This window comes from Shewanella sp. SM21 (genome assembly GCF_025654335.1).
Classification (GTDB): domain Bacteria; phylum Pseudomonadota; class Gammaproteobacteria; order Enterobacterales; family Shewanellaceae; genus Shewanella; species Shewanella oncorhynchi.
Genome location: NZ_JAKKRL010000003.1, coordinates 243,234 through 267,738 on the forward strand (window position 1 = coordinate 243,234; position 24,505 = coordinate 267,738).

Genomic DNA, 24,505 nt, shown 5'->3' on the forward strand with positions numbered 1-24,505 from the left:
CGAGGATATTGCATTCGTTTGCATAGATATTTGAGCATTTTCTCTTCATTACTCCTTTGCCAATTTTCTGGCCTGACCAGCCTAAACTCCCTATAATCGGCTGCAAATGTCATCACGTTACATAGTGTTCACATCTAAATACCCTACATACTTAAAATAAAAAGGAACCTTGTTCCATGTTAGAAAAACTGTTCAAACTGAAACAAAATCAAACGAGCCTCAAGCAGGAAGCGGTCGCAGGTTTGACAACATTTATGACGATGGCCTACATCATTTTTGTGAACCCAATGATGTTAGCCGATGCAGGCATGGACCATGGTGCTGTATTTGTGGCGACCTGTTTGGCGGCGGCTGTCGGCTGTTTGGTTATGGGGTTGATGGCGAATTATCCCATTGCGCTTGCTCCAGGTATGGGACTTAATGCCTTTTTTACCTACACAGTCGTGGGTGAAATGGGTTACAGCTGGGAGACTGCGTTAGGCGCGGTATTCCTGTCGGGAATTTGCTTTTTAATCTTGTCCTTAGTGCGTATTCGAGAATGGATTGTAAATAGTATTCCCATGTCGTTACGTATCGGTATTGCTGCAGGTATTGGTTTGTTTCTTGCCCTGATTGGCCTTAAGAGCGCCGGTATTGTGGTGGCAAGTCCTGCTACGCTAGTGACGCTGGGCGATATCACGGCATTTCCGGCGGTTATGGCTGTGCTGGGCTTTTTCCTCATTATTGCTATGGTGCAGCGGGGAATGAAGTCGGCGGTGATTGCCAGCATTCTGATTATCACTGGCCTAGGACTAGTGTTTGGTGATGTGCAGTATCAGGGCATTGTATCAATGCCACCTTCAATCGCACCTACATTTATGAAGATGGATTTATCCCAAGTATTTGAAGTAACTATGTTATCAGTCGTTTTTGCCTTCTTATTTGTGGATCTCTTCGATACCTCTGGCACCTTAGTGGCGGTTGCACAGCGCGGTGGTTTTCTCGATGATAAAGGCCGTTTACCACGTCTGAATCGTGCCTTAACCGCTGACAGTTTAGCAACGATTGCGGGGGCGGCTTTTGGCACTTCCACCACGACAAGTTATATCGAAAGTACTGCGGGTGTGAGCGCAGGTGGCCGTACTGGTTTAACGGCCGTTGTGGTGGGATTACTCTTCATTGCTGCGTTATTTTTATCGCCATTGGCGGGGATGATCCCGGCTTATGCGACTGCGGGCACACTGTTTTATGTAGCGATTTTGATGATGTCGGGACTGGTGCATGTCGAATGGGAAGATTTGACTGAAGCCGCGCCTGTGGTGGTTGTGTGTATATTAATGCCGCTAACGTTTTCTATCGCGACGGGCATTGCCTTTGGGATCATCTCATATGCAGCAATCAAATTACTCACAGGTCGCTTTAGCGATCTTAATGTGGGCATTTTAGTATTAGCCGCATTGTTTGTAGCTAAGTTTGTCTATGGTTGATGCTGTCGATTAATTCACCTGTACAGTAAAAACTCGCAGCGTAGATTGTTTACATTTTTTTGAGGGCCATCTAATCGATGGCCCTTTTTAATGCGCGATTCTAAGCAAAAACGAAAATTTATCTCGAGTTAATAACTCCTTGCTACCAATTACTCAGCGGATTAGGTATAAGGATTGTTCGGTTATTTTGTTACAAATGAATAATGAACTTAAGTGAGATTGCGTATCGCCGCGTGGTAGTGAAGTTAGGGACGAGTGTGCTTACCTCTGGCAGTAAACAGCTAGATAAAGCCCACATGGTTGAGCTTGCTCGTCAAATGGCCGCACTGATGAAGTCAGGGGTCGAAGTCGTATTATGCACCTCAGGGGCAATTGCCGCTGGGCGTGAACATCTCCAATACCCGACGCTGCCCGACACTATGGCCAATAAGCAATTGTTAGCCGCTGTCGGACAAAGTCAGTTGATCCTCGCTTGGGCACAACTCTTTAGTATTTATGGGCTGCATGTGGGCCAATTGCTCCTGACCCGTGCCGATTTGCAGGATAGGGAGCGTTACCTTAACGCCCGCGACACGCTCAATGCCTTGTTGGCGAATAATATTGTGCCGATCATCAATGAAAACGATGCCGTTGCTACCAATGAGATCAAAGTGGGCGATAACGACAATTTATCGGCGCGCGCAGCACTCTTATGCGATGCTGACTTATTGATTTTATTGACGGATCAAAAGGGCTTATTCGATGCGGATCCACGCACTAACCCGAACGCTAAGTTAATTTCACAGGTGGTGAAGATTGACGATAGCCTGCGTATGCTGGCGGGCGGTTCTGTATCGGGTTTAGGCACAGGTGGTATGTCGACTAAATTGGAAGCGGCGGATATTGCTCGTCGTGCTGGCATCGAAGTGGTTATCGCCTCTGGCCATCACCCTGATGTGATCAAAAAGGTGGTCGCCAAAGAGTCAGTCGGTACTCACTTTAGTGCCATCGAAAACCCGCTCGAAAGCCGCAAACAGTGGATTCTAGCGGGACCTGCAACTCAAGGTTCTTTAGTGCTTGATGCGGGCGCGGTCAAAGCCGTGACTGACAAGGGCCGCAGTCTATTGTCTAAAGGTATCGTAGGCGTTAAAGGTCAGTTTGAACGTGGTGCGACGCTACAATTAGTTGATCAACAAGGTAAAGTGATTGCTAAAGGGATGACACGATACTGTGGTCAAGCCCTGAGTTTGATTGCGGGTAAGCATTCCGATGAGATCGAGTCTGTACTCGGTTACGATTATGGTGATGCAATAGTGCACCGCAACGACATGGTTGTCTTATAAGCGAGGTCTGTTTTGAGTCAAATGAATCAAGATCAGTATTTACAGCAACTTGGCCAAAATGCCAAACAGGCCAGTTATGCTTTAGCCAACTTAACGGCGAGCCAAAAGGCTGACTTACTCGAAGCTATTGCCGATGCGCTGACGGCAAACTCCGCCGCCATTTTAGCCGCTAATGCTAAAGACGTTGCCGCCGCTAAGAACGATGGATTAACTGAGGCGATGATCGACAGACTGTTGCTCGATGATGCGCGTTTAGCGGGCATTATCGGTGATATCAGCGATGTGATCCGCCTTGCTGATCCCGTGGGCGAAGAGTTTGGCAGCAAGTTATTAGATAACGGTTTAAGGCTGACTCGCCGCCGCGTACCGCTGGGCGTGATTGGGGTTATCTACGAGGCGCGCCCGAATGTGACTGTCGATATCGCGGTACTCGCCCTTAAAACGGGTAATGCGGTGATCCTCCGTGGCGGTAAAGAAACCCTTGAATCGAATAAGCTTATCAGCGAAGTGATCCGCGGCGCGATTGTCGCCCAAGGTTTGCCCATAGATGCGGTGCAATTTATTGATTCTTCAGACAGAGCCCTAGTGACAGGTTTACTTAAGCTCGATCAATATGTCGACATGATAGTGCCGCGCGGCGGTCAAGCATTGCAGCGCTTATGTGCTGAGCAAGCGACCATTCCGGTGATCTTAGGTGGCATAGGTATTTGCCACTTGTATGTCGATAAAAATGCCGACCTTGAGCGTGCCTTAGGCGTAATCGCTAATGCCAAAGTGCAGCGTCCAACTGTGTGCAATGCTCTTGATACCTTGCTGGTGGATGAGCGCGTGGCTAGCAGCTTTGTACCGCAAATTGCCGAATATCTGCATCGTCTAGGCGTGCGTTTTTCAGTTTGTGACACAAGTTTTAGTCTGCTGGATGGTTTAGGGTTCGATGTGACGCTTGCTAAGTCTGAGGATTTTGGTATTGAATGGCTGTCATTAACCTTAGGTATTAAAGTCGTGAGCGATATCGATGCCGCCGTTAGTCATATTCGCCAGTATTCTAGCGGCCATTCGGAAGCCATTTTGACCGATGATATTCATGCAGCGGCGCACTTTATGAATGAAGTGAACTCAGCCGCCGTGTATGTGAATGCCAGTACTCGTTTTACCGATGGCGGTCAGTTTGGTCTTGGCGCTGAAGTGGCTGTGAGCACCCAAAAACTGCACGCCCGCGGTCCAATGGGGCTTGAGGCATTAACCACATATAAGTGGTTAGCTTGGGGTGATTACACTAGTCGTGTTTAGCGGTAAATACCGATAAACCCAAAGCCGTTAACCTACTACGTTGACGGCTTTTTTGTTTGCGGTATCCAACTGAATAGCGACATTAATGTGTTTGGCTAACAAGTTTAGCTGCTTATGGTGAGCGGGGTATAAGTAACAAGTAACCAGATACAGAAAAATATCGTCGACATAACGACAGTGAATTTACGAAAGGCCTTGATGTATTCCAAGGTATAAATAAAGTACTTTTCTTGTACTCTGCGAGTGAGTAAAACCGAAGGTAGCATAAAACTGCAATAGAGCATGACTACCATAGTGGTAAAACTGTTTCCCCAGAAATGCTCATAAATAAATAAGGCGATGCAGAGTAGCATGGCGCACCAACTGATAGGGCTGATGCTATTTTCTGGATTCCATTGGGTTGATTTTTCCATCTGACTATCCTTAGTCGATTTGTACCTCAGTACAATTTATAGACGGATATCACGGCTTTATCAAACGCTTTCCACTGTTAGACTCAGTACGCTGGCCAGTTTGTTGCCGTTTGAGCCTTGTTCACCATTTATCTAACATGAGTGCGTACAACTTAAAGTGGAGTGAATTACTTACTTAACGTCGAATGACTTGTGCTTAATGTGGTCGAGATCGCTTAAAGTGTCTTGATATCGGCAAATTCGCCTTTGCAAAGCTGAGCTAAGTCTGTGGCCGCTAAGCTTATCTCTAAACCGCGTCTGCCCGCGCTGACATAAATCCTGTCGAAGCCTTGAGCGCTGGCATCAATCAAGGTTGGCAATTGTTTCTTTTGCGCTAAGGGACTAATACCGCCAACCAGATAGCCTGAGGATTTTTGTGCTAGGTCGGCATCGGCCATTTGTAGTTTCTTTTGTCTTAAGCATTTAGCTACGGCTTTTAGATTAAGCTGATGATCGACGGGCACGAGCGCAACGGCAATCGGCGCATGGGCTTTGTCGATGGCAACTAAAAGGGTTTTAAATACTTGCGCTGGTTCAAGCCCTAAGGTGTTAGCGGCTTCTTCGCCGTAGGCGGCGCAGTGTGGATCGTGGCTGTACTCTAAGATATCAAACGCGATCTTGGCTTTTTTCGCCAATCGGACGGCCGGGGTCATTTTATACTCCTTCACAAAATGGGGGATATTAGCGCTTAATCTTGGCTTAAAACGTTAGCCAGCTCTTTTAATTGGCTCATTGCCGTGAGCTAACATTATTTAAGGCTGCTACTCAACGATTATTCCGCTAGCTTTGTGCTTATCTTGTTTTTACGCTCTAAATAACGAGGCAGAAGTTGCTGTAACATCATCCCCGATAAAATAAAGGCTAGGCCGAGATAGGTCGCCATCGCAATCGTTTCTTGCAAAATCCACGCGATAAAACCAATCGACATCACTGGGGATAAAAACACCATAGTGCTGATGTTCGCGGTGCGAGTGGCGGTTTTCAGCGCCATTAACCAGAGCACGAAGGTAATGCCCATCTCAAATAAGCCCACATACATACCTGCAAATATCGCCTTAAGACTAAAACTGGGCAGGGTATCTGTCAGCAATAAGGTGACGGCAATAAAAGGTAAGCCGATAAGAAAACTCAATAATAAACTCACCACGGGATCGCCTTGATCTTTGGTGTTCACGATCCAATATAGGCACCAGAGTAAAGTGCTGGTGAGAGCAAGACCGATACCGAGCGGGCTATCAAAACTAAAGCCGCTGATATCGCCGCCGGTGGCAATGATAAACACCCCAGTATAGGCAATCAGCGCGGCAGCAATATCGCTCTTACGCAAATGTTGCTTTAACAAAGGCGCAGCCAGTAACGGCAGTAATACCGCCCAAGTGTAATTAAGTGACAACGCTTGCTGCGCTGGCAGTAAGGAATACGCTTTAAATAGCACGACATAGTAAAGGAAGGGATTGATGAGTCCAGTCACCAGATAAAACATGGGGCGGCGTAAAAACTGTTGCTTGAGTAAGGAAAGCTTTTTTTGCCAAGCAAGGATCCCGGCAAGGGCAATAATCGAAGTGAGTACGGCAACAAACACCAGCTGCAGCGGTGTGTAGTAACTCAAGGCAATCTTAAAGGCCGTGGCCACTGTCGACCAGAGAAAGACCGCCGCCATGCCATACACGTACGCTAAATTCGAAGACTTCACTCTGCTACCTTACGAGGATAAACATCCGCCAAATGTGGGCAGATTGAATAACAGCTTTGGTTGATAAGCAAGACTATTTTATGTGATTGGATATTTTATCCCGCTGTAGATGCGAGAAAGATAAATCAGAAAATTTTTTTGTTCGCCCTTGTAATTAAATTCCCTGTCCCAATATAGGTATCAAGGCAGAGAAGGTGGCCAACGATGGACTTGATATTTAAACCGTCTAGCCCCATATCAAAACCAACTAAACAAATTTAGATTGAATGAAATTTTTCGGAGGACCTCATGGGTAAAATTATTGGTATCGACTTAGGCACAACAAACTCTTGTGTAGCTGTCCTCGATGGTGGCAAAGCACGTGTGTTAGAAAACGCTGAAGGCGATCGCACAACCCCGTCAATCATCGCTTATACAGATGATGAAACCATTGTCGGTTCGCCAGCAAAACGTCAAGCTGTGACTAACCCGACTAACACATTCTTCGCGATTAAGCGTTTGATTGGTCGTCGCTTTAAAGATGACGAAGTCCAACGTGACGTGAACATCATGCCATTCAAAATCATTGCAGCCGACAACGGTGATGCATGGGTTGAATCGCGTGGCAACAAGATGGCTCCACCACAAGTTTCTGCAGAAATCTTGAAAAAGATGAAGAAAACCGCAGAAGACTTTTTAGGTGAAGAAGTAACAGAAGCGGTTATTACTGTTCCTGCTTACTTTAACGATTCACAACGTCAAGCGACTAAAGATGCGGGTCGTATCGCAGGTCTTGATGTTAAACGTATTATCAACGAACCAACGGCTGCAGCATTAGCCTACGGTATCGATAAGAAACAAGGCGACAACATTGTTGCAGTATACGATTTAGGTGGTGGTACATTCGATATCTCTATCATCGAAATCGACAGCAACGATGGCGACCAAACATTTGAAGTGTTGGCAACCAACGGTGACACCCACTTAGGTGGTGAAGACTTTGACAACCGTTTGATCAACTACTTAGCTGACGAATTCAAGAAAGAGCAAGGCTTAGATCTGCGTAAAGATCCATTAGCAATGCAACGTCTGAAAGAGGCAGCAGAAAAAGCGAAAATTGAACTTTCAAGCACCAACCACACTGAAGTGAACCTGCCATACATCACGGCAGACGCAACAGGTCCTAAGCATTTAGTGATTAAAATCACTCGTGCTAAATTGGAATCACTGGTTGAAGACTTGATTATCCGTACATTAGAGCCACTAAAAGTTGCCCTGGCTGATGCAGATTTATCTGTAACAGACATCAACGAAGTGATTCTAGTGGGTGGTCAAACACGTATGCCTAAGGTTCAAGAAGCAGTGACAAACTTCTTCGGCAAAGAACCTCGTAAAGACGTGAACCCAGACGAAGCGGTAGCCGTAGGTGCTGCAATTCAAGCGGGCGTTCTGTCAGGCGACGTGAAAGACGTATTACTGTTAGACGTAACACCACTGTCTCTGGGTATCGAAACCATGGGCAGCGTGATGACTAAGTTGATTGAAAAGAACACCACTATTCCTACTAAGGCGCAGCAAGTGTTCTCAACAGCCGATGACAACCAAAACGCAGTGACGATTCACGTACTGCAAGGTGAGCGTAAGCAAGCGAGCGCGAACAAGTCATTAGGCCAGTTCAACTTAGACGGTATTGAGCCAGCTCCACGTGGCCAGCCACAAATTGAAGTGATGTTCGACATCGATGCCGACGGTATTCTGCATGTGTCTGCGACAGACAAGAAAACCGGCAAGAAACAAAACATTACCATCAAAGCTTCTTCTGGCTTAAGCGAAGAAGAAGTGGCGCAAATGGTACGTGATGCCGAAGCTCACGCAGATGAAGACAAGAAGTTTGAAGAGTTAGTGCAAGCACGCAACCAAGCTGACGGCTTAGTCCACGCGACTAAGAAACAAGTGGAAGAAGCGGGTGATGCATTGCCAAGCGAAGACAAAGAGAAAATCCAAGCTGCTATGGCCGCTGTTGACACTGCCAGCAAAGGCAATGACAAAGAAGCCATTGAAAAGGCAACTCAAAACTTGATCGAAGCATCTGCTAAGCTGATGGAAATCGCTCAAGCTAAGTCTCAAGCTCAAGGCGGCGACAATGCCGACGCGGGCAAACAGGCTAACGCTGCTGCCGATGACGTTGTCGATGCTGAATTCGAAGAAGTGAAAGACGACAAGAAATAATGACTTGTTTTCAATCAAATAGATTGATTTCAAAGCGTTAATTTCTAGGCGGGCGTTACGGGGCAACCCTAACGCCCGTTTGTTCAACACCAGCTGAGAAGCATGAGATTATGTCAAAGCGAGATTATTACGAAGTATTAGGTGTCAGTCGTGACACCAGCGAACGTGAAATTAAAAAGGCCTACAAACGTCTGGCCATGAAATTTCACCCAGATCGCAACCCAGGCGACAAAACCGCAGAAGCTAACTTTAAAGAAATTAAAGAAGCCTACGAGATCCTAACCGACGCCGACAAAAAAGCGGCCTACGACCAATTTGGTCATGCGGGTGTGGATCCTAATCGCGGTGGCGGTGGTTACGGTGGTGGTCAAGGCGATTTCGGTGATATTTTCGGTGATGTCTTTGGCGATATTTTCGGCGGTGGACGTCGTGGTGGCGGTCAACGCCAAGCGGCCCGCGGCTCAGATTTACGTTACAACCTAGAGTTATCACTGGAAGAAGCCGTTAAAGGCTTAACCAAAGAACTGCGTATCCCAACGCTGGCGACTTGCGATCTATGTGAAGGCAGCGGCGCTAAAAAAGGCACCTCTGCAACCACTTGTGGCACCTGTCATGGTCAAGGCCAAGTCCAAATGCGCCAAGGTTTCTTTGCGGTGCAGCAGCCTTGTCCAACCTGTCATGGCCGCGGTAAGATCATCAAAGATCCTTGCACTAAGTGTCATGGCGATGGCCGTGTTGAAAAGAGCAAAACCTTATCGGTTAAGATCCCAGCCGGCGTTGATACGGGCGACCGTATTCGTTTAGCGGGTGAAGGCGAAGCGGGTGAGTTTGGTGCGCCTCCAGGGGATTTATACGTTCAGGTCAGCGTGCGTGAGCATGCGATTTTCGTCCGTGATGGCAACAACCTTTACTGCGAAGTGCCGATATCCTTCAGTAAAGCGGCCCTAGGCGGTGAGATTGAAGTGCCAACACTGGATGGTAAAGTCAGCCTGAAGATCCCAGCCGAAACGCAAACGGGCCGTATGTTCCGTTTACGTGGCAAAGGCGTCAAGTCGGTTCGCAGCCATGCGGTAGGCGACTTGCTCTGCAAAGTGGTTATGGAAACCCCAGTTAACTTAAACGATCGTCAAAAAGAACTGTTACGCGAATTTGAAGCCACCTTAACTGGTGAGTCGAAAAAACACAGCCCAAAGGCTGAGGGCTTTTTCGATGGCGTGAAAAAGTTCTTTCAAGATCTGAATAGCTAACTTGGTCTAGTGGCGCAGCGGTTAGCTGCGCACTAGAAGAAAAAAGCCCTGCAATGGTTAACCTTGCAGGGCTTTTTTATATTCGGATTTATGCCCAAATATTAAAGTGTTTGAAGTTGGAGCAACCTGCGGTGGTGTTTCACCAATTAGCTGCTTAATTGTCCTGTGTCGTACTTCGGAGTTGAATTCGGAATCAAGCAGTTGCTATAAAACAAAATGACTATGACCGTAAATAGCGTTACTATAATGAAAAGTAACACTTAATATGCACCGTAACTGCTAATGAGAGAGTAACTATGGATTCAATAACTGGAGAATATGGACAAATCAGAAAACCCTTAATTTACTATAAGGGAAATCTCGTAGCATTGAATATATCTGAAGAGTCTGAGTCATATTTTGGCGGTAACTTACCATTAATATCTAACTTTCCCGAGACAGCAAAGTTACATCTTTTGTTTACATTAAACAGAGATATATTAGATTTATTCGACAACATCCAGTTTTCTAGCATAGCATTAATTTATCCCTTTATGCATGATGGTGGTTCAATCAAATATCAAATAAGATGTGACGGAAGTATCAAGATACAATCAGTCCATCCCCGAGAAGCTGAAAATGATTGGCCCTATGAAAATTACCCAACTTCCTTTTTAAAAGTGAAATTTGCACACGAACAAATCCTAAAAATGGATTTTAATGATTTCAAAAATCTACTTCCACAAGGCCAATTCACTAACAATAGTGAAGAAATAATAATAGTCATTCCTCCTCAAGCTGGTTATGAAGTTTCTCTTTGGGGCGATGATGGTGATGCAGAAAATGTTTTATGTGTTTTTAGAATCTGCCCTAAAACTGGTAATGTATATGCAGACAATCAATGTAGCTAACAAGAGCAGACCACGGACTTGCAAACCTATTAATTTAATTGTCCACTAAATAATAAAACTTGTACCAAATTTAAATATAACCACTACTCCCTTCATGATAACGCCCAGAAGATCAGACGGGCATCCACAGTAATTGCGTGGTAGTTAATCTCCAGCTTTGCTTAAGCATTGAACAAGGAGGTTTGTATGCCGTGCCATTGAAATGATTGGACAGGCAGGAAATGTTATTGAGACACTCATTATTAAATTTTAGAAAGATGGAGTGTTAGTTCTTTTTTTAAATACGAATAAGTAACACTGAAACTTCAGGAGTTCATATTCCCTGCGAAGTTGTCTAAATACGGATTAAAAATGCTGTGGCGACATCATGGATGATGGCGCAGGCTCGGGGATACATGGATGTGCCATTGGATGTGCCATCTAAGCCGTTAGGCTATTTTTGTTGGAGTATGAGACTACTAACTAATGCATGTAACTTCGCTAGGGTGAGTGCTGCGTAGCAGCGTTTCGAACGAGAGCCTGGGATGGCGAACTGGCAGTTAGACATGGACGTTGTTCGCCGCGGGATTTCCAAAAGGGGAACAGGCGCTTTTTCCCTTTTGGTAGGGTGTGGGGTGAAGCCCCACGACTTTGATGTAGATTTTGATTTAAAAATCCAAACGAAGTTTGGAAATGGGGTATGCGTGAGCCATCAATTATAATCAATGGCTCCTTTGAGATGTGTACTGGCTTAATCCATCATTTTGGCGTCACATTCCGGTACGCTTATCGCAGGTATCAACGTTCTGAGGAGTACAAAACGTAACAGGTGTGTAGATTGTTTCTTCATACTTTTGTTTTGTGACAATTTTATAAAGCGTCAAAATTGCCTGTCTTCCCATTTCATATGGATTTTGACCCACATTGACATGAGCAAGACCATCTTTCAGCATCGTTAACTGCTCTGGAGATGTATCGGTAATAATAATGACGATTTCTTTGTTATTAATTTTTTCTTGGTATGGAGCAATCATTTCACGATAGAGCGCATCATTATTTTGCGCCCAACCACCCACTGCGATAAAAGAGTCTGCTTTCACAGGCTTACCTTTCATTACGGACTCCATTTGTTTAACGGCTTGACTAAGCTGATCAAAGTTAAACAAAGGTTCTCTAACTTCTGTCCAGCCTAAATCGCCATCGAGTAATTCGCCAGGAGGAGCATCGTATTTTTTTCCTGATAAGGCGGAGCGTACACCCATAAGTCTTAAATTCAGATTGGGAGAATCTGGCCGCCCAGAATGCATTATTAACGTTCCGCCATTTGGCCGTAGTTTTTTTAACTGTTCACCCAATGACTTACCCAGTTCAAAATTGTCTGTGCCTATATAAGCTAGGCGTAAATTCTTAGGTTCTTCTTTGATAGAAGCATCAAAATCAGAGTCATAGGTAACAACCGGAATTCCGGCTTCTTTGGCTCTTTTTAGGCTATTTTCAACGAGGTATTTAGATTGTGTAACAGCGACAGCGATACCATCGATACCTTCATCAATCAGTTGATTTATTACCTGATCTTGCAATCTAACACTGCTAATTTCAGGTCCTCGATATACACATTCTACGCCTTCTATTTGTGCAGCAGCATCTATACAGCCCGTTTTGCTTTGATCAAAAAAAACACTATAAAATTTTGGCACTACGGCAAATTTCAGTTCTTTTCCATAGACTGATGTTATTAGTAATTGGCTTAATGCAATGAACAACAAAAATAATCTGATCACACTTCCTCCTAAAAAATAATCAGACAGCAACTTAACGCTTTACAATCGAATGTAGCAAAGGAATAGATTTAAAGATATGAGATACATCCGTGTTATTGAACATTATTGTTCAGAATCAGTAGTTCACAATACAATGGCGAACAGGCAGTTAGACATGAGCGTTGTTTGGCAATTGAGATCCGAGAAGGGTGTAATGATCAGCCCTCCTTGGTCGATTCTCTAATAAAAATCAGGGGCGAAGCACCACGACTTTGATCCAAACGAAGTTTGGAGATGGGGTATGCGTGAGCCATCAATGATGATCAATGGCTCTTTTGAGAGGTTACTCTTCAGTATCAGTAAATGCGGCTTCGACTTTCTCTAACTCTTGCTCGGTTTTAAGCTGAAACGCTTGCTGCTTTTTAAGCTTGGCTTCTTCTTCAAGTGCAGCTTCTCTTTGTTTAAATTCGTGTCTCTCTGGTTTAGTCAGAAACTTAAACGCGAGCTTGTTGCCTAGCACGTAGGCGACCACGTCTTCACCTTTTGTGCGGCGTTCATCGACGCGTTGTGAAAAACGGGCGTTATCGCGGGCTTTACGTTCTTCGGCATTTAACTTACTCATAATCTGTTCTCCTCATTTAGTTAATCACGGTAGTGTTCCACTACGTTCAGTTAAACAAATGAGTTGTGTTGCACATTCATAAAGCTGATTGGGCGTGATTCTACCATAAGCGCTCACGAAAGCTGTGGGATTAAAATCTACCATCCCATCACCTGCGTTAACTTTGCGCACATAAGAAAGATGCGGCTAGAGTCTCTTTTAAGATACACCATGAACACCGAAGCGACAGTAATTCACCTATTCCTGCGAACTGGCCGTTAGACATGAACCTTGTCGGCAGGGGAGATCCAAGAGGAGATTGCAGTTGATTCTCTTTAGGTCGGCTATTGATTTGACCTTTGGTTTAGAAATTCAAACGAAGTTTAAAATTTAGACTTTCTTAGCAGCGTAACGCAAATGCCGTAACTGTATCGTTGCAAACCGTACCGTTGTAATGAGTAGCGTTGCAAACTGTGCCAAGGCTTGCGTAAAAGCCGAAACAACATTGGTATTCAAAGGCAACTCTCAGTAAACTTTCGCTCCCATGTTTTGATCCGGTGCTGTGATGACCTTTCCCGAGCTTTCTTCTTCCCCTGAGTTGTTAACTTTTGCTGAGCTTGGCTTAAATTCGGCGTTAATTAAGGCCTTGCCTGCAAGTCTTAAACATCCGACAAAGGTGCAGCAATTGGCGATTCCGGCCATTCTTGCAGGACGGGATTTGTTAGCCTTAGCACAAACCGGTAGCGGGAAAACCTTAGCTTTTGGTTTGCCACTTCTACAACAAATTTTGTTGCAACAGCAAACACAGTTACAGGGTGCTAAGTCTGTGCCGCCTCCAAATGCACTGGCGTTAGTGCTGGTGCCTACACGGGAATTAGCGCTGCAAGTGACTGAAGCGTTGCAAGCGGTGGCAAGTCAGTTATCGGCTTCGTTGATCATTCAGCTTCTGTGCGGTGGGGTCGCACTGGAAGACCAATTAGCCGAACTTGCAGCCAAGCCGCGGGTATTAGTGGCAACCCCTGGGCGTTTACTGGATTTATGCAAACAGTCCCACATCAGCCTCGATTCGATAAAACATCTTGTGCTGGATGAAGCTGACCGCCTGTTGGAAATGGGGTTTTGGCCCGATGTGCAAAAGCTGATGGCGTTTATGCCTAAGCTTAAGCAAATCTTGTTATTTTCTGCCACCTTGCCCGAGGCGTTGGATACATTAACCGAAAAGCTGCTGGTGAATGAGCCGCTACGGGTCGAAGCCCACAAAGTGAATTCTGTAGCTGGTGAAATCGAAGAACAGCTTTATTTAGTCAACAAGGGCAGTAAAGCACAGGCATTGATTGCGCTATTAAAACAATATCAATGGCCGCAGGTGCTGGTGTTTATCAGCGCCCGCGATGATGCCGATGCCGTCGCTAAACGACTCGCCAAAGCGGGGATGAAAGTCGCTGCGCTGCACGGTGAAAAAGAGCAAACCGTTCGCAGCCAAACCTTGGCCGACTTTAAAGCCAATCGGATCCAAGTATTAGTGGCGACAGATTTGATGGCGCGCGGTATTCATGTTGATGCCTTGCCTGTCGTCATCAATTTGGATTTGCCCATGAGTGCGCCTGTGTACGTGCACCGTATTGGCCGCACCGCGCGCGCTGGCGAAAAAGGGCTGGCGATTTCCCTCGTGTGCCACGGTGAAATGGCAACTTTAACGGCGATCCGCAGTTTAACTGCGCGGGAGTTACCGCTGGCATTATTGGCTGACTTTCCGGTAACGGATAAGCCGAGTGAAAAAATCACTGATGGCGCCACTGAGATCCAAGTTGAGCGTAAGCGACCACCACGGGATAAACAGGCGAATCGCCGTAGCATCAATAAGCACAGCGCCAAAGAGTTTAAAGGTAAGCGCTGAGTTTGAAGCTATTCATAGCGTTCAAGCTTGGCGTGCCTCAATCACTAAACTGATAACAGAATAAAGCGCATTGGCCGCTGTTATCACTTTCGCTCTGGGTGTAACTTAGTGACTTATTTACATTAAGGAGCTAAGTCATGGGATCGACATTGGCGTTAAGCAAAGCACTTCATAAAGTGGTGAATAACGGTTTAACGACTGAGCACTTTGTTCTTAGGCCATTCCAGCGAGCGGATCTTGAGGCTTTTACCGCCTATCGAGCCGACACTAAGGTCGCTAAATATCAAAGCTGGACGGATTACTGCTATAGCGATGCACTCGCGTTGTTCGAGAAGATGGATTATGCACAATTTGGTGCGGTTGATACTTGGTTTCAGCTTGCGATTGTCAGTGGCGCGTCGGGAACTACACCAACCCAATTAGTTGGCGATCTGGCGCTGCACTTTATTGATGAGCAGCAGGTGGAAATTGGCTTTACGATTGCGCCTGAACATCAAGGTAAACACATTGCTTTTGAGGCCGTCAGCGCATTGCTGGATTACCTCTTTATTGAGTTGCATCAGCATAGAGTCATTGCTATCACCGATGCACAAAATCTTGCCTGCTGTCGCTTACTCGAAAAACTCCGCTTTAGGCGTGAAGCCCATTATGTGAAAAACATCTTCTTTAAAGGCGCGTGGGGCGATGAGTTCCTCTATGCCTTGTTAAAGGAGGAGTATTAATTCCCTTTAGGTGCAAAGTATCGCTAACGCGCGCCGCCAGTGTTTCTCTATTTGGCTTATCTTGTCTATCTCAGTAAAATCTTTCCATTAGTTGAGCCCCTGTTGGCTCAAAGATCTTCACGCCCGTCATGGGATTTAAGGAGTGCCACATGAAATCAATGCGTTTAGGCTTAGTGGGAATGGCGGTTGCGCTCGGATTATCGGCCTGTGCGACCACGCAATCGCCAACGGGGCGAGGGCAGACCTTGTTGTATTCAGCGGCGCAAATGCAGCAGATGGGCGATTCCTCCTTCGAGGAAATGAAAAAACAGCAAAAAGTGAGTAGTGATAAAAAGCTGACGCAATACGTCAATTGTGTCGCTAATCGTATTACCGCAGTGCTGCCGGACCAAACCCAGCGCTGGGATGTGGTTTTGTTTGACTCTGAACAAGTTAATGCTTTTGCTCTGCCGGGTGGGCATATTGGGGTTTATACCGGATTGCTTAAGGTCGCTAAGGGACCTGATCAGCTTGCTACTGTGCTCGGTCACGAAGTCGCGCATGTGTTGGCGCAACATGGTAACGAGCAGGTTTCCCGTGGACAGTTAACGGGCGTTGGAATGCAGATTGCCGATGCAGCGCTAGGGGCGAGTGGTGTGTCGAATCGCGACTTATATATGTCGGCATTGGGACTCGGTGCTCAGGTAGGGGTCATTCTTCCCTTTGGCCGTGCCCAAGAGAGCGAAGCCGATATCATGGGCGTAGAGTTAATGGCTCGAGCGGGTTTCAATCCGGCTCAGAGTGTTGAGTTATGGCAGAATATGTCGAAGGTGGGCGGTAGCCAAGGGCCGGAGTTATTATCGACCCATCCATCGAACAGTAATCGCATTGCTCAGCTACAACAATTGCAAGCACAGATGCAGCCACTTTATGCCAGTGCTAAAGCGCAGGTGAAGAATCAATGTGTGGCGCCGAAATAAGCTGAAATCTATTTAAGATCTAAGTGCCCGTTTGGTGAGTGTTCGCTGTCGTTTGCGCAGAGATACGTGTCCTTAACCTATTTATGCTTTTGGATAAATACGCAATAAGTGTGTAAAAAAGCCTCCTTAGTTAAATAAGCAGTCAGTTTATCAGCATAGCTCGCTGAACTATGGTAAACTGGCGCGCAAAATTCCACTGATAATTGAGAGTCGTTAATTATGTCTGATAAATTCAGTACTGTTGAACAGCAAGCAAGCTACGGTGTAGGCCGTCAAATGGGTGAGCAACTGGCCGCCAATTCTTTTGATGGCGTGGATATTCCAGCCGTTCAAGCGGGTTTAGCCGATGCGTTTGCCGGTTTAGAAAGTGCTGTGTCTATGCAAGATCTGCAAGTTGCTTTCACTGAAATTAGCGGTCGTATTCAAGCTGCTCAAGAGCAAGCTGCTGCTGCTGCGTCTGCTGAAGGCGATGCCTTCTTAGCTGAAAATGCTAAGCGTGATGGCGTGACTGTGACTGACTCTGGTCTGCAGTTCGAAGTATTAGTCCAAGGTGACGGTGCTACTCCAACTTACGAAGATACTGTTCGTACTCACTACCATGGTTCTTTCATCAATGGTGATGTGTTCGACAGCTCTGTAGTTCGTGGCCAACCTGCTGAGTTTCCAGTTTCTGGCGTTATCGCTGGCTGGACTGAAGCACTGCAACTGATGCCAGTAGGCACTAAGTTGAAATTATTTGTGCCACATCACTTAGCTTACGGTGAGCGCGGCGCGGGGGCATCGATTCCTCCTTATTCAACTTTGGTATTCGAAGTTGAATTATTAGATATCATCTAATATTGAAAAAACGCCTAAGCCTGTCTTAGGCGTTTTCTTATGGAATACAAAGAAAGATTGAGGAGATTGAAATGAGTGGACAAGTGAGAGTGGCAATCGTCGGTGCCGGTGGTCGTATGGGACGCACTCTTATTGAAGCGGCCTACAATCACGACCATATTTTACTGGGTGCTGCCATTGAGCGTGCAGGCTCAAGTTTAGTGGGTGTGGATGCGGGTGAGTTAGCTGGTGTGGGTAAATTAAACGTCATGATCATGGATTCGCTCGATTATGCGACCGATGATTTTGATGTGTTGATCGATTTCACCGCGCCAGACGCCAGTATTGTCCATTTAGATTGGTGCGTTCGCCATAAGAAAGCCATGGTGATTGGCACAACGGGTTTCAATCATGCTCAAAAAGAACAGATCAATGCCTTTGCCGAGCAAACGCCGGTCGTGATGGCGCCGAATATGTCTGTGGGTGTCAATTTGATGTGGAAATTACTCGAACTGGCTGCCGAAGTCATGGGTGATTACACGGATATCGAAATTATCGAAGGCCACCACAGACACAAAAAAGATGCGCCGTCGGGCACAGCCCTGAAAATGGGTGAAGTGATTGCTAAGACTTTAGGTCGCGATCTTGAAAAATGTGCCGTATATGGCCGCGAAGGGATCACGGGTGAACGTGACCGTGAAACTATCGGTTTTGCGACTATTCGTGCTGGTGATTTAGTTGGTGAACATACGGCCATGTTTGCCGATATCGGTGAGCGTTTAGAGATCACCCATAAAGCTTCGAGTCGTATGACCTTTGCTAATGGTGCTATGCGTGCCGCTCACTGGCTCGTGGAGCAAAAGCCGGGCTTGTATGATATGCAGCAGGTTTTAGGTTTGCATTAATATTAAAAACGCCGATATGGCGTTTTTTTTTGCACCCAGTTACCAGTGGGTGGACGGTTTCGCGTTTTTACTGTAAACTCGCTGGAATTTGTCAAAATTTCGTAAATTAGCGGAAATTGGTATCTTAACATAACATAAAAACATTATATTTCAGTGGCTTGGCTCTTTATGGAGGTCGCGTTGACAAAGTCTGCCTTACTCGTACTCGAAGATGGAACTGTATTCTCTGGCACAGCAATTGGTGCCGATGGTCTCTCTGTTGGTGAAGTTGTTTTTAACACTTCCATGACAGGATACCAAGAAATTTTAACTGATCCATCCTACTCACGCCAGATTGTAACATTAACCTACCCACACATAGGCAACACTGGTACCAATGATGAAGATATTGAATCCGATGGGGTTCACGCTTGTGGTCTTATCATTCGTGATCTTCCGCTCATCGCAAGTAGTTTCCGTAATCAACAAAGCTTAAGTGATTATCTCAAAGCGAACAATGTCGTTGGCATAGCTGATATTGATACTCGCAAGTTAACTCGTATTCTCCGTGAAAAAGGTGCTCAAGCCGGTTGTATTATGGCAGGTGCAGACTTAGACGAAGCAAAAGCGCTCGCCGCTGCCAAAGCTTTCCCCGGTTTAAAAGGCATGGATCTGGCTAAAGAAGTCACGACCAAAACTGCCTATCCATGGCGTAAAGGTAGCTGGCGTTTAGTGGGCGGCTTACCAGAAGATACGCCAGCAAATGAGCTTAAATACAAAGTAGTAGCCTACGACTACGGCGTTAAGCAAAACATTCTGCGCATGTTAGTGGACCGCGGTTGTGACGTCACCGTAGTGCCTGCTAAAACTTCAGCTGCCGAAGTGTTAGCGATGAATCCCGATGGTGTATTCCTTTCGAACGGCCCTGGCGATCCAGAGCCATGCGATTACGCGATTGAAGCGATTCAACAAATTCTGAAAACCGACACGCCGATTTTCGGTATCTGTTTAGGTCATCAGCTACTCGCGCTGGCCTCAGGTGCAAAAACCTTGAAGATGAAGTTTGGTCACCACGGTGCAAACCACCCAGTGAGCAATATCGAGAAAGGTAACGTGATGATCACCAGCCAAAACCACGGTTTTGCTGCCGATGAAACGACCTTACCCGCCAACATTAAGGTGACGCATAAGTCGCTGTTTGATGGTTCACTCCAAGGTATCCATCTCACGGACAAGCCCGCGTTCAGCTTCCAAGGTCACCCTGAAGCGAGCCCTGGCCCGAACGATGCCGCCCCGCTGTTCGATCACTTTATCGAGCTAATCGACATATACCGTCAGAACGCCAAGTAGTACGCTAGCTAGGAGAAGAGAGAAGCAATGCCAAAACGTACAGATATAAAGAGTATTCTTATCCTAGGCGCCGGCCCAATCGTGATTGGTCAGGCATGTGAATTTGACTATTCTGGCGCACAAGCGTGTAAAGCGCTGCGTGAAGAAGGCTACCGTGTCATTCTGGTGAACTCTAACCCTGCCACCATTATGACTGATCCAGAAATGGCCGATGCCACTTATATCGAGCCGATTCACTGGGAAGTGGTCCGTAACATTATTGCTAAAGAACGCCCAGATGCGATTCTGCCAACCATGGGCGGCCAAACCGCACTGAACTGCGCATTAGAACTTGAAGCCAAAGGTGTACTGAAAGAATTTAACGTCGAGATGATTGGCGCGACTGCCGATGCTATCGATAAAGCTGAAGACCGTAGCCGCTTTGATAAAGCGATGAAAAGTATTGGTCTTGATTGTCCACGCGCGGGCATTGCCCACAATATGGACGAAGCTTATGGCGTACTTGATCAAGTGGGTTTCCCTTGTATTATCCGCCCATCCTTTACTATGGGTGGCTCGGGTGGCGGTATCGCTTACAACAGGGAAGAGTTCGAAGAGATCTGTTCACAGGGCTTAGAGTTATCGCCAACGAGTGAACTGCTGATCGACGAATCACTGATCGGTTGGAAAGAATACGAGATGGAAGTGGTCCGCGATCGCAACGATAACTGCATTATCGTCTGCGCCATCGAAAACTTCGATCCTATGGGCGTGCACACGGGCGACTCTATTACAGTTGCACCCGCGCAAACCCTGACTGATAAAGAATACCAAATCATGCGTAACGCCTCTATGGCCGTACTGCGTGAGATTGGTGTTGAGACCGGCGGTTCGAACGTACAGTTTGGTATCAACCCGAAAGATGGCCGTATGGTTATCATCGAGATGAACCCACGTGTATCGCGCTCTTCAGCATTAGCATCAAAAGCAACGGGTTTCCCGATTGCGAAAATCGCTGCTAAGTTAGCAGTTGGTTTCACTCTTGATGAGCTGATGAACGACATCACTGGCGGTCGCACGCCAGCGTCATTCGAGCCTGCTATCGATTACGTTGTGACTAAAGTGCCACGCTTTAACTTTGAAAAGTTTGCCGGCGCGAATGACCGCTTAACCACACAGATGAAGTCTGTGGGTGAAGTGATGGCGATTGGCCGTACTTTCCAAGAGTCACTGCAAAAAGCATTACGTGGTTTAGAGGTTAGCCGTAACGGTCTAGATCCTGTCACAGACATGTCTAAACCTGAGGCGATGTCGCGTATTCGCCACGAGCTGAAAGAGCCTGGTTGCGACCGTATTTGGTACATAGCCGATGCGATGCGTGCGGGGCTGAGCTTAGATGAAATCTTTAAACTGACCAATATCGACCCTTGGTTCCTCGTGCAAATCGAAGAGCTGGTTCAGCTCGAAGGTGTTGTCGCTGAAGCGGGTCTGGCGGGTCTGGATATCGACTTACTGCGTAAGCTGAAACGTAAAGGTTTTGCCGATGCGCGTCTGGCCGATGTATTAGGCGTGAACGAAGCCGAAGTGCGTAAGCTGCGTGATAAGTTTGACTTGCACCCAGTCTATAAGCGTGTGGATACCTGTGCGGCAGAGTTTGCGACAGACACAGCTTACATGTACTCAACGTATGAAGAAGAATGTGAAGCTAACCCATCGACCCGTGACAAAATCATGGTGTTAGGTGGCGGGCCAAACCGTATCGGTCAAGGTATTGAGTTCGATTATTGCTGTGTGCACGCGGCGTTAGCGCTACGTGAAGACGGTTATGAAACCATCATGGTGAACTGTAACCCTGAAACCGTTTCAACCGACTACGACACTTCAGACCGTTTGTACTTCGAACCCGTCACACTGGAAGACGTATTAGAAATCGTCCGTATCGAGAAGCCAAAGGGCGTTATCGTGCAGTACGGTGGTCAAACGCCATTGAAATTGGCCCGTGCCTTAGAAGCTGCTGGCGTACCTGTAATTGGTACTAGCCCAGATGCCATCGACCGCGCCGAAGACCGTGAGCGTTTCCAGCAAGCGATTCAACGCTTAGAGATGAAGCAGCCTGAAAATGATACCGTGACTACGGTTGAAGGTGCTGTGATTGCCGCTGAGCGTATCGGTTATCCGTTAGTTGTGCGTCCATCCTATGTACTGGGCGGCCGCGCGATGGAAATCGTTTACGACAAGCAAGATTTGCTACGTTACTTCAACGAAGCCGTGAGCGTATCGAATGCGTCACCAGTACTGCTCGATCGCTTCTTAGATGATGCGATTGAAGTGGATATCGACGCAGTATGTGACGGTGAAATCGTGGTAATTGGCGCGATTATGGAGCATATCGAACAAGCGGGTGTTCACTCAGGTGACTCAGGTTGTTCGCTGCCGCCATACACGCTAAGCCAAGAAATCCAAGATCGCATGCGCGTGCAAGTCGGCAAGTTAGCAATGGAACTTGGTGTCGTTGGCCTAATGAACGTACAGTTTGCCGTGAAAGATAACGAAATCTATATGATTGAAGTTAACCCACGCGCAGCCCGTACTGTGCCATTCGTGTCGAAAGCAACGGGCGTGCCTTTAGCTAAGATCGCGGCGCGAGTGATGGCAGGGCAAAGCTTGAAGTCGCAAAACTTCACTAAAGAAGTGATCCCACCTTTCTATTCAGTGAAAGAAGTGGTGTTGCCCTTTAACAAGTTCCCAGGTGTTGATCCACTGTTAGGCCCAGAAATGCGCTCTACCGGTGAAGTGATGGGCGTGGGTGATACCTTCGCCGAAGCTTATGCTAAGGCGCAGTTAGGTGCCACAGCAGAGGTGCCTAAGTCGGGCCGTGCATTATTGTCTGTGCGAAACAGCGATAAGAAACGCGTTGCCGATTTAGCGGCTAAGTTAATTGAGCTGGGTTACCAAATCGATGCGACCCATGGTACAGCCATTATTCTGGGTGAAGCGGGCATTAACCCACGTTTAGTGAACAAGGTACATGAAGGTCGTCCACACATTCTCGATCGCATCAAGAATGGTGAATACACTTATATCGTGAACACTACCGAAGGTCGCCAAGCGATTGAAGATTCTCGTCAATTGCGCCGCGGTGCACTGCGTTACAAAGTTAACTACACGACGACCATGAATGCTGCATTCGCCACTTGTATGGCCCATGCCGCCGATGACCGTACTAACGTGACGTCAGTACAAGAACTGCATCTGCGCGTACTGGCTAAATAAGCTATAGCGTTAATGTTGTTAATTAGAGGGCCGCATAATTTAGGTTATGCGGCCTTATTATTTCGTCAATTTTGAGCGCTTCGTTCATTTTATCTTCTACTTAGATTGCCTGAGAAAACTATGCCTGCGCCAGCCAATAGCCTTGCCAAAGTCAATACTTTTATTGCGCCGCCTTGCCTCGGGCAAATACGTGTGCTCTATCAAGATAGCGATATTCTGCTGATTGATAAGCCGAGCGGATTATTGAGTTTATCGGGGAAGAATCCGCTGAATCTCGACTCAGTGCATTATCGTTTAGTGCAGGATTTTCCGACGGCCACTCTACTACACAGACTCGATTTTGGTACTTCGGGCATCATGCTGGTGGCGCTGAATAAAAGCGTGAATGGTTTGCTGACAAAGCAGTTTCAGGCGCGCACGGTTGAAAAGCGTTATACCGCCTTGCTCCACGGGCATTTAGCCGCTGACAGCGGGGTGATTAATCTGCCGATCGCTAAAGATAGCGACCATTTCCCACTGCAGAAGATTTGCCATAGCACAGGCAAAGTTGCGATCAGTGAATATCAGGTGCTGGAACGATTAACCGAACCTTTCGCCACGCGGGTCGAATTTACTCCGGTTTCTGGTCGCACTCATCAGCTGCGGATCCACAGTCAGCAATTGGGTCACTCAATTTTAGGGTGCGATCTCTACGGCGGCGTGGGTGAGGGCGTGACTGATAAGGCTGATGCAGATGAAGCTGATATCACTAATACGACGAGCAGCAGATTAATGCTGCATGCGACCCGCTTAGCGTTTAATCATCCTATCACGGGTGAGCGTATCGACTGGGTTTGTGAGTGTCCTTTTTAAGCGCTTTTAAAAGAGCAATAGAGTTTAGCTCTCAGCATTCAGCACTTAGAATTTAGAGCAATGGGTTTAGTTGCTAAACCCGATACGTTCGGTTTGCATGGGCGGCGCATCGTTGGGGAGCCAAGTACGGTAAATCGTTGCGAAGGTGCCATCTGCTTTTATCGCTTCTAGGCTGTTTTTCCACTGTTCGATCACATCATTGGGCGTGCCTTGTGAGAAGGCAATGTAAAGATGATTAGCACTAATCGTGAAGAGCGACTCTACATCATCAATGCTCGCGCCTGCATCCGACAGAATACTCGGCGCGGTGAGATTGGCATTACACCAAAGATCGACACGTTGCTTCATCAATTGTTTGGCACTCAATAAGGGCTCGGATGAGGCCGCAACATTCGTAAATCCCAGTTCGAGCAATAGGCGTTCTTCCACCGAGGCACGATAGACACCAATTGCCTTAGCCGTCTTTGCATCATTTATAGTGGTTATTTTTATACCGCTATTTTTTAAGGCATAAAAATTAGTCGTGCCGACAGCAACAGGCCCAATCATAGTAAACATTTGCTCCCTTTCTGCTGTGCGCGTCATAGTAAACAACACAGTATTAGGTTGCTCGGTCAGCATTTTCCAGCCGCGAGCCCAAGGTACGACCTTGATTGGATCTGGGTTGTTTATGCGCTTTTGAATTTCTTGTACTATCTGTACAGCTAGACCATCGGGTTTGCCATCGACAGAAAAGCTGATTGGTGACCATTCTTCGGTATAGATGTTGAGCGGCTGCGCGCGAAGAGAAACTGCGCTGCTAAGGGTGAGTGATAACAATAAACTTGTGACTAATTTCATTAATAACCCTAAAAATTAGAATGTT

At 46.6% G+C, this 24,505-nt stretch carries 20 protein-coding genes; 14 read left to right on the forward strand and 6 right to left on the reverse strand.

The window, feature by feature from the left end:
* The first annotated feature begins 176 nt into the window (after positions 1-176).
* The 3 genes from L5L94_RS05260 to L5L94_RS05270 all read left to right on the forward strand — a co-directional run bounded on the left by L5L94_RS05260 (position 177) and on the right by L5L94_RS05270 (position 4,078).
* Positions 177-1,466, forward strand: coding sequence for an NCS2 family permease (locus tag L5L94_RS05260; protein ID WP_131523194.1), 1,290 nt, complete (start codon positions 177-179; stop codon positions 1,464-1,466).
* Positions 1,467-1,669: 203 nt separating this feature from the next.
* Positions 1,670-2,788 carry a glutamate 5-kinase gene (proB, locus tag L5L94_RS05265; RefSeq protein WP_105251651.1) on the forward strand — a complete coding sequence of 373 codons (1,119 nt, stop codon included), beginning with the start codon at positions 1,670-1,672 and terminating at the stop codon, positions 2,786-2,788.
* A 12-nt stretch (positions 2,789-2,800) separates the two neighbouring features.
* Complete coding sequence (locus L5L94_RS05270; protein WP_168822721.1) at positions 2,801-4,078, forward strand: glutamate-5-semialdehyde dehydrogenase; 1,278 nt, start codon at positions 2,801-2,803, stop codon at positions 4,076-4,078.
* Between the two features lie 104 nt (positions 4,079-4,182).
* Here the strand turns inward: L5L94_RS05270 and L5L94_RS05275 are convergent, their stop codons facing one another.
* From L5L94_RS05275 to L5L94_RS05285, 3 genes are all read right to left on the reverse strand, one after another.
* Positions 4,183-4,491, reverse strand: coding sequence for a hypothetical protein (locus L5L94_RS05275; RefSeq protein ID WP_212599364.1), 309 nt, complete (start codon positions 4,489-4,491; stop codon positions 4,183-4,185).
* Between the two features lie 215 nt (positions 4,492-4,706).
* On the reverse strand, positions 4,707-5,183 hold the full coding sequence (gene ybaK, locus L5L94_RS05280; protein WP_263161682.1) for a Cys-tRNA(Pro) deacylase: 477 nt from the start codon (positions 5,181-5,183) through the stop codon (positions 4,707-4,709).
* Between the two features lie 119 nt (positions 5,184-5,302).
* On the reverse strand, positions 5,303-6,223 hold the full coding sequence (locus L5L94_RS05285; protein WP_131523197.1) for a DMT family transporter: 921 nt from the start codon (positions 6,221-6,223) through the stop codon (positions 5,303-5,305).
* Between the two features lie 288 nt (positions 6,224-6,511).
* Here L5L94_RS05285 and dnaK point away from each other — a divergent pair, with 288 nt between their 5' ends.
* The 3 genes from dnaK to L5L94_RS05300 all read left to right on the forward strand — a co-directional run bounded on the left by dnaK (position 6,512) and on the right by L5L94_RS05300 (position 10,568).
* Positions 6,512-8,431, forward strand: coding sequence for a molecular chaperone DnaK (gene dnaK, locus L5L94_RS05290; RefSeq protein WP_105251655.1), 1,920 nt, complete (start codon positions 6,512-6,514; stop codon positions 8,429-8,431).
* A 110-nt stretch (positions 8,432-8,541) separates the two neighbouring features.
* Entirely contained in the window at positions 8,542-9,678 is a 1,137-nt protein-coding gene (gene dnaJ / locus L5L94_RS05295) for a molecular chaperone DnaJ (protein WP_113941183.1), read from the forward strand.
* Between the two features lie 296 nt (positions 9,679-9,974).
* A complete protein-coding gene (locus L5L94_RS05300) occupies positions 9,975-10,568 on the forward strand; it encodes a hypothetical protein (protein WP_263161686.1) in 594 nt (197 codons plus the stop codon).
* A 749-nt stretch (positions 10,569-11,317) separates the two neighbouring features.
* Here L5L94_RS05300 and L5L94_RS05305 read toward each other — a convergent pair.
* Positions 11,318-12,328, reverse strand: a complete 1,011-nt coding sequence (locus L5L94_RS05305; RefSeq protein ID WP_263161689.1) for a sugar-binding protein — start codon at positions 12,326-12,328, stop codon at positions 11,318-11,320.
* 322 nt (positions 12,329-12,650) lie between these two features.
* Positions 12,651-12,929: a DNA polymerase III subunit epsilon gene (locus L5L94_RS05310; RefSeq protein WP_263161691.1), complete on the reverse strand. Its 279-nt coding sequence runs from the start codon at positions 12,927-12,929 to the stop codon at positions 12,651-12,653.
* A 544-nt stretch (positions 12,930-13,473) separates the two neighbouring features.
* On the opposite strand from L5L94_RS05310, the gene L5L94_RS05315 reads away from it, so the two are divergent.
* The 8 genes from L5L94_RS05315 (at position 13,474) to L5L94_RS05350 (ending at position 23,640) form a co-directional block, all read left to right on the forward strand.
* The gene (locus tag L5L94_RS05315) at positions 13,474-14,805 is read left to right on the forward strand and encodes a DEAD/DEAH box helicase (protein ID WP_263161693.1); all 1,332 of its coding nucleotides are present in this window, start codon (positions 13,474-13,476) and stop codon (positions 14,803-14,805) included.
* Positions 14,806-14,942: 137 nt separating this feature from the next.
* The gene (locus L5L94_RS05320; RefSeq protein WP_263161696.1) at positions 14,943-15,527 is read left to right on the forward strand and encodes a GNAT family N-acetyltransferase; all 585 of its coding nucleotides are present in this window, start codon (positions 14,943-14,945) and stop codon (positions 15,525-15,527) included.
* A gap of 149 nt (positions 15,528-15,676) precedes the next feature.
* Positions 15,677-16,486, forward strand: coding sequence for a M48 family metallopeptidase (locus L5L94_RS05325; RefSeq protein WP_028759303.1), 810 nt, complete (start codon positions 15,677-15,679; stop codon positions 16,484-16,486).
* Between the two features lie 219 nt (positions 16,487-16,705).
* Complete coding sequence (locus L5L94_RS05330) at positions 16,706-17,323, forward strand: FKBP-type peptidyl-prolyl cis-trans isomerase (protein WP_006083907.1); 618 nt, start codon at positions 16,706-16,708, stop codon at positions 17,321-17,323.
* Between the two features lie 71 nt (positions 17,324-17,394).
* Positions 17,395-18,207 carry a 4-hydroxy-tetrahydrodipicolinate reductase gene (gene dapB, locus L5L94_RS05335; RefSeq protein WP_105251661.1) on the forward strand — a complete coding sequence of 271 codons (813 nt, stop codon included), beginning with the start codon at positions 17,395-17,397 and terminating at the stop codon, positions 18,205-18,207.
* 168 nt (positions 18,208-18,375) lie between these two features.
* Positions 18,376-19,536 carry a glutamine-hydrolyzing carbamoyl-phosphate synthase small subunit gene (gene carA / locus L5L94_RS05340; protein ID WP_113941188.1) on the forward strand — a complete coding sequence of 387 codons (1,161 nt, stop codon included), beginning with the start codon at positions 18,376-18,378 and terminating at the stop codon, positions 19,534-19,536.
* Positions 19,537-19,563: 27 nt separating this feature from the next.
* Positions 19,564-22,788 (forward strand): carbamoyl-phosphate synthase large subunit, encoded by a 3,225-nt coding sequence (gene carB, locus L5L94_RS05345; protein ID WP_263161700.1) that lies wholly within the window; start codon positions 19,564-19,566, stop codon positions 22,786-22,788.
* 120 nt (positions 22,789-22,908) lie between these two features.
* A complete protein-coding gene (locus L5L94_RS05350; protein ID WP_263161702.1) occupies positions 22,909-23,640 on the forward strand; it encodes an RluA family pseudouridine synthase in 732 nt (243 codons plus the stop codon).
* Between the two features lie 66 nt (positions 23,641-23,706).
* Here L5L94_RS05350 and L5L94_RS05355 read toward each other — a convergent pair whose 3' ends face one another.
* Positions 23,707-24,480, reverse strand: a complete 774-nt coding sequence (locus tag L5L94_RS05355) for a substrate-binding periplasmic protein (RefSeq protein ID WP_263161703.1) — start codon at positions 24,478-24,480, stop codon at positions 23,707-23,709.
* Positions 24,481-24,505 lie beyond the last annotated feature (25 nt).

Bases quoted from the DNA above. Each gene is read 5' to 3' on its own strand.
- L5L94_RS05260 (WP_131523194.1), top strand. From the start codon at position 177: ATGTTAGAAAAACTGTTCAAACTGAAACAAAATCAAACGAGCCTCAAG.
- proB (WP_105251651.1), top strand. From the start codon at position 1,670: ATGAACTTAAGTGAGATTGCGTATCGCCGCGTGGTAGTGAAGTTAGGG.
- L5L94_RS05275 (WP_212599364.1), bottom strand. From the start codon at position 4,491: ATGGAAAAATCAACCCAATGGAATCCAGAAAATAGCATCAGCCCTATC.
- ybaK (WP_263161682.1), bottom strand. From the start codon at position 5,183: ATGACCCCGGCCGTCCGATTGGCGAAAAAAGCCAAGATCGCGTTTGAT.
- dnaK (WP_105251655.1), top strand. From the start codon at position 6,512: ATGGGTAAAATTATTGGTATCGACTTAGGCACAACAAACTCTTGTGTA.
- dnaJ (WP_113941183.1), top strand. From the start codon at position 8,542: ATGTCAAAGCGAGATTATTACGAAGTATTAGGTGTCAGTCGTGACACC.
- L5L94_RS05300 (WP_263161686.1), top strand. From the start codon at position 9,975: ATGGATTCAATAACTGGAGAATATGGACAAATCAGAAAACCCTTAATT.
- L5L94_RS05310 (WP_263161691.1), bottom strand. From the start codon at position 12,929: ATGAGTAAGTTAAATGCCGAAGAACGTAAAGCCCGCGATAACGCCCGT.
- L5L94_RS05315 (WP_263161693.1), top strand. From the start codon at position 13,474: ATGACCTTTCCCGAGCTTTCTTCTTCCCCTGAGTTGTTAACTTTTGCT.
- L5L94_RS05320 (WP_263161696.1), top strand. From the start codon at position 14,943: ATGGGATCGACATTGGCGTTAAGCAAAGCACTTCATAAAGTGGTGAAT.
- L5L94_RS05325 (WP_028759303.1), top strand. From the start codon at position 15,677: ATGAAATCAATGCGTTTAGGCTTAGTGGGAATGGCGGTTGCGCTCGGA.
- L5L94_RS05330 (WP_006083907.1), top strand. From the start codon at position 16,706: ATGTCTGATAAATTCAGTACTGTTGAACAGCAAGCAAGCTACGGTGTA.
- dapB (WP_105251661.1), top strand. From the start codon at position 17,395: ATGAGTGGACAAGTGAGAGTGGCAATCGTCGGTGCCGGTGGTCGTATG.
- carA (WP_113941188.1), top strand. From the start codon at position 18,376: ATGGAGGTCGCGTTGACAAAGTCTGCCTTACTCGTACTCGAAGATGGA.
- carB (WP_263161700.1), top strand. From the start codon at position 19,564: ATGCCAAAACGTACAGATATAAAGAGTATTCTTATCCTAGGCGCCGGC.
- L5L94_RS05350 (WP_263161702.1), top strand. From the start codon at position 22,909: ATGCCTGCGCCAGCCAATAGCCTTGCCAAAGTCAATACTTTTATTGCG.
- L5L94_RS05355 (WP_263161703.1), bottom strand. From the start codon at position 24,480: ATGAAATTAGTCACAAGTTTATTGTTATCACTCACCCTTAGCAGCGCA.